Annotated in this window: 3 protein-coding genes and 1 pseudogene (1 of these 4 only partly in view); all 4 read left to right on the top strand. The window is 40.4% G+C overall.

Annotated elements, in window-relative coordinates; translation table 11 throughout:
- Positions 1-107: 107 nt before the first annotated feature.
- Positions 108-449, top strand: coding sequence for a hypothetical protein (locus Q0192_RS07470; protein ID WP_299288396.1), 342 nt, complete (start codon positions 108-110; stop codon positions 447-449).
- Positions 446-1,606 (top strand): glycosyltransferase family 4 protein, encoded by a 1,161-nt coding sequence (locus Q0192_RS07475; RefSeq protein ID WP_299288399.1) that lies wholly within the window; start codon positions 446-448, stop codon positions 1,604-1,606. The genes Q0192_RS07470 and Q0192_RS07475 overlap by 4 nt, the downstream gene beginning before the upstream one ends.
- Complete coding sequence (locus Q0192_RS07480) at positions 1,599-3,008, top strand: exosortase Y-associated Wzy-like protein (RefSeq protein WP_299288401.1); 1,410 nt, start codon at positions 1,599-1,601, stop codon at positions 3,006-3,008. Before Q0192_RS07475 ends, Q0192_RS07480 begins: the two co-directional genes overlap by 8 nt.
- Positions 3,005-3,350 (top strand): annotated as a pseudogene (locus tag Q0192_RS07485) (XrtY-associated glycosyltransferase XYAG1) (it continues 833 nt past the right edge of the window). The gene Q0192_RS07480 and the pseudogene Q0192_RS07485 overlap by 4 nt, the downstream one beginning before the upstream one ends.

Here is a 3,350-nt window from a genome sequence, read left to right on the forward strand (position 1 = left end):
AAGAACTGGCCAAACCAACTATTTTTCCGATCGCAAAAGAACTTGGCCTTGAAAATTTAGTTACAGAAATAACGGACCGGATTGGTTTTTACAGCACCATTAATACCTTGCTTGCTGCCGATGCTTTGTTTGTTCCCGGTTCGGATGACCCGCAATATACGGCCTCCAAAATCTATCCGTATTTATTGGCACAAAAACCTTTGTTGGCTATTTTCCATCAGCAAAGTACGGCGGTTAAGGTTATTCGCTCCTGTTCTTCGCAAAGTTCGGTCGTTACTTTTCCTGAAAATAACATCAAAGCAAAACTTCAGATCAGGGAAATATTAAACCAATGGGCAAATTTTTCTACAACTAAAAATCTGCTCGACCGTAAAAACTTTGAAGAATTTACAGCAAAGCAAATGACGCGCAAGCAAACAGCAGTTTTTGAAGCAATAGTTAAACAGTGAAAAAGCTGGCCATCATCACCACGCATCCCATCCAATATTACGCACCGGTTTTTAGCTTTTTGCATCAGCAGAAAAAAATAGAGATCAAGGTTTTTTATACGTTGGCGGAAGTTGGAATGAATCAACACGATCCAGGATTTGGGAAAAAAGTAGAATGGGATCTTCCTTTACTTCAGGGTTATCCTTACCAATTTCAAAAAAACACAGCTAAAAAACCAGGTTCGCACAGCTTTTGGGGGATTAAAAACCCGGATTTGATCAGCGAAATTAAAGCCTGGAAAGCAGATGCCATTTTGGTTTATGGCTGGGCTTATCAAAGTCATTTGCAGGCGATGCGTTATTTTAAAGGGAAAATCCCGGTTTTTTTTCGCGGCGATTCTAATTTGCTGGATAGAAAAAGTAGTGCTAAAAACAGTATCAAAAATATTTTCCTGAGTTGGGTTTATAAAAAAGTTGACCATGCTTTTTTTGTTGGCACCAATAATAAAGCTTATTTCAAAAAATTTGGGCTGAAAGAAAACCAGCTTACTTTTGCGCCTCATGCCATAGACAATGACCGTTTTGCACAAAATTTTTCAGCAGAAGCAGAAAAAATCCGGGCGAAACTTGGGATCCAAAAAGATGAAACCGTAATACTTTTTGCCGGAAAATTTGAACCGGTAAAAAATGCAAATCTACTATTGGAGGCTTTTGAAAATTTAAATCAGTCAAATACATATTTACTTTTAGTTGGAAATGGGCCGCTTGAAAAAAATTTGAAAGCAAAAAAAACAGTGCTAAAAACAGCATTGCGCATCCATTTTTTAAATTTCCAGAACCAATCTCAAATGCCAGCCATTTATCAAAGCTGCGATTTATTTTGCCTGCCTTCCAACAGCGAAACCTGGGGTCTGGCCGTAAACGAAGCGATGGCTTGCGGTAAAGCAGTTTTGGTTTCGGATAAAGTTGGCTGTGCAGCAGATTTAGTTTTTGAAGGGAAAAATGGATCTATCTTTCAAATCGGGAATGCGCTGGATTTAACGGAAAAGTTACGGCAACTTTGCCATAAAAAAGCTTTGTTGGAGAAATACGGACAAGCTTCGGCACAAATTATTAAAGACTGGAATTTTAAAGTTGCGGTGGAAGCCATGCAGAAAAAAATACTGGAATATGTTTAACCAAATCCGGCCAGAGCGTTTTTTTGTACTGTTTTTACCCTGGGTTTTTTCGTGGCTGTTTGATGCGCTGCCCCAAACTTCCTATTTGATTGCCTGGCTGGGTTCGTTCTTTATCTTTTTGATTACCATTTCTGGCTGGGTAAAACCTATCCCAAACGACCGTTCTTTGGGCGAACAATTGATGCGGCCGCTGTTTTTAACGCAACTAATTTTTGCCGGCTATATGTGCTGCACTACACTGTTTTATTACTTAGACAGTTTGGGTTACGAAAACTTCCACCAGTTTAACCACCTGTTTAAACCCGACCCAAAAAAGCTGCTGATGATTGCCCAATGCCAACATTATTATTGCCTCGGCCATGCAGCTTTTGTTTCCGGCACCTTGCTTTTCATGAATTATCCGGTGCAAAAGAAGTATCAGTTACAAAACCTAAACCTCGCCGATTTTCTGCTTTATGTAGCCATTATTACCGTTCCTGTTTCCATTTTATTTACGGTGGTTCCGGGCTTAAACCAGTTTTCCGGGCAATTTTCTACCTTAAGTTTTATTGCCGGTACATTAGCTTTAGCGTTTGCCATTCCGATGCATAAAACGCAAAATATTATCATTGCCGGCACATTGTTCGGCTTCAATTTTTATAAATCCGTTTTGTCGGGTTACAAAGAACCGATCATCCTGAGTTTTTTGGTGCTGGCGATTTTCCTTTTTCCGTTTTATAAACGTACCGTTGTCCTGGTTTTTGTGCCTTTGCTTTTTTTGGTTTTTGCCGTATTGCCAACTTATAATCAGGTGTTTAGGCAAAATGCTTGGTCGGGCGATCTTTCTGCCGAAGATGCTTCCAAAGTAGCTTTTGACGCTGCATTAAGCAGTTCGCCAGAGGCAGAAGAAGGCAACTGGAAATTCCTTGTTTTCCGTTTGAGCGAGGTAGACATGTTTATCAAATACGTGCAATCTACGCCTAAATACACCGATTTTTACGGAATGAAAATGGTTGAACAATCGCTGCAATCGCTCATCCCGCGCGTGCTTTGGCCCGGCAAACCGAATACGGAAGATTTGGTAATGGAACGTGCTTTTAACGCCGGCATTGCCGCCCGGGGCATGAACGTTTCGGCAAAACCTGCCTTAATTGCCGATGCCTATCTATTTAAAGGCGGTATCGGGATTTTCCTGATCTTGTTTCTTTATGGTGCAGTAAACCAGTTAATCGCCTTAAAAGCAGAAAGTTTGTTTGGCGGTTATGTTTTAGGTACGGCTTTGATTTATTCGGGTTTGTTCCAAATTATGTGGCGCGGTTTAAGTTTTGAGTTTCTGTTTAATTCTGTATTTTGGAGTTATATCAGCATGCTGCTGATTGCCAAACTGCTTTATGCCATACGGATTTTAAAAACTGCCGGATGAAAATTATCCAAATCAGTGCTTCCTACAAACCTGCTGTAGTTTATGGCGGCCCAACCATGTCGGTTTCTAAACTGAGCGAAGAACTGTGGAAAAACGGCATACAAACAGAAGTTTTTACCACGCTTGCAAATGGCAAAAGCGAACTTTCTTTTCCGGCCGGACAACTTACTTTGATGGACGATGTGCCGGTTTATTTTTTTAAGCGGATCACCAAAGACCATTCTCATTTTTCACCGGCCTTGCTAAAACATTTTTATAAAACCATTAATCAAAGCAAAGAACCTTTAATTATCCATATCCATGCCTGGTGGAATTTGGTTTCGGTTTTGGCTTGCCTTATCG

The organism is uncultured Mucilaginibacter sp. (assembly GCF_937859865.1).
GTDB lineage: Bacteria > Bacteroidota > Bacteroidia > Sphingobacteriales > Sphingobacteriaceae > Mucilaginibacter_A.

Bases quoted from the DNA above. Each gene is read 5' to 3' on its own strand.
- Q0192_RS07480 (WP_299288401.1), top strand. From the start codon at position 1,599: ATGTTTAACCAAATCCGGCCAGAGCGTTTTTTTGTACTGTTTTTACCC.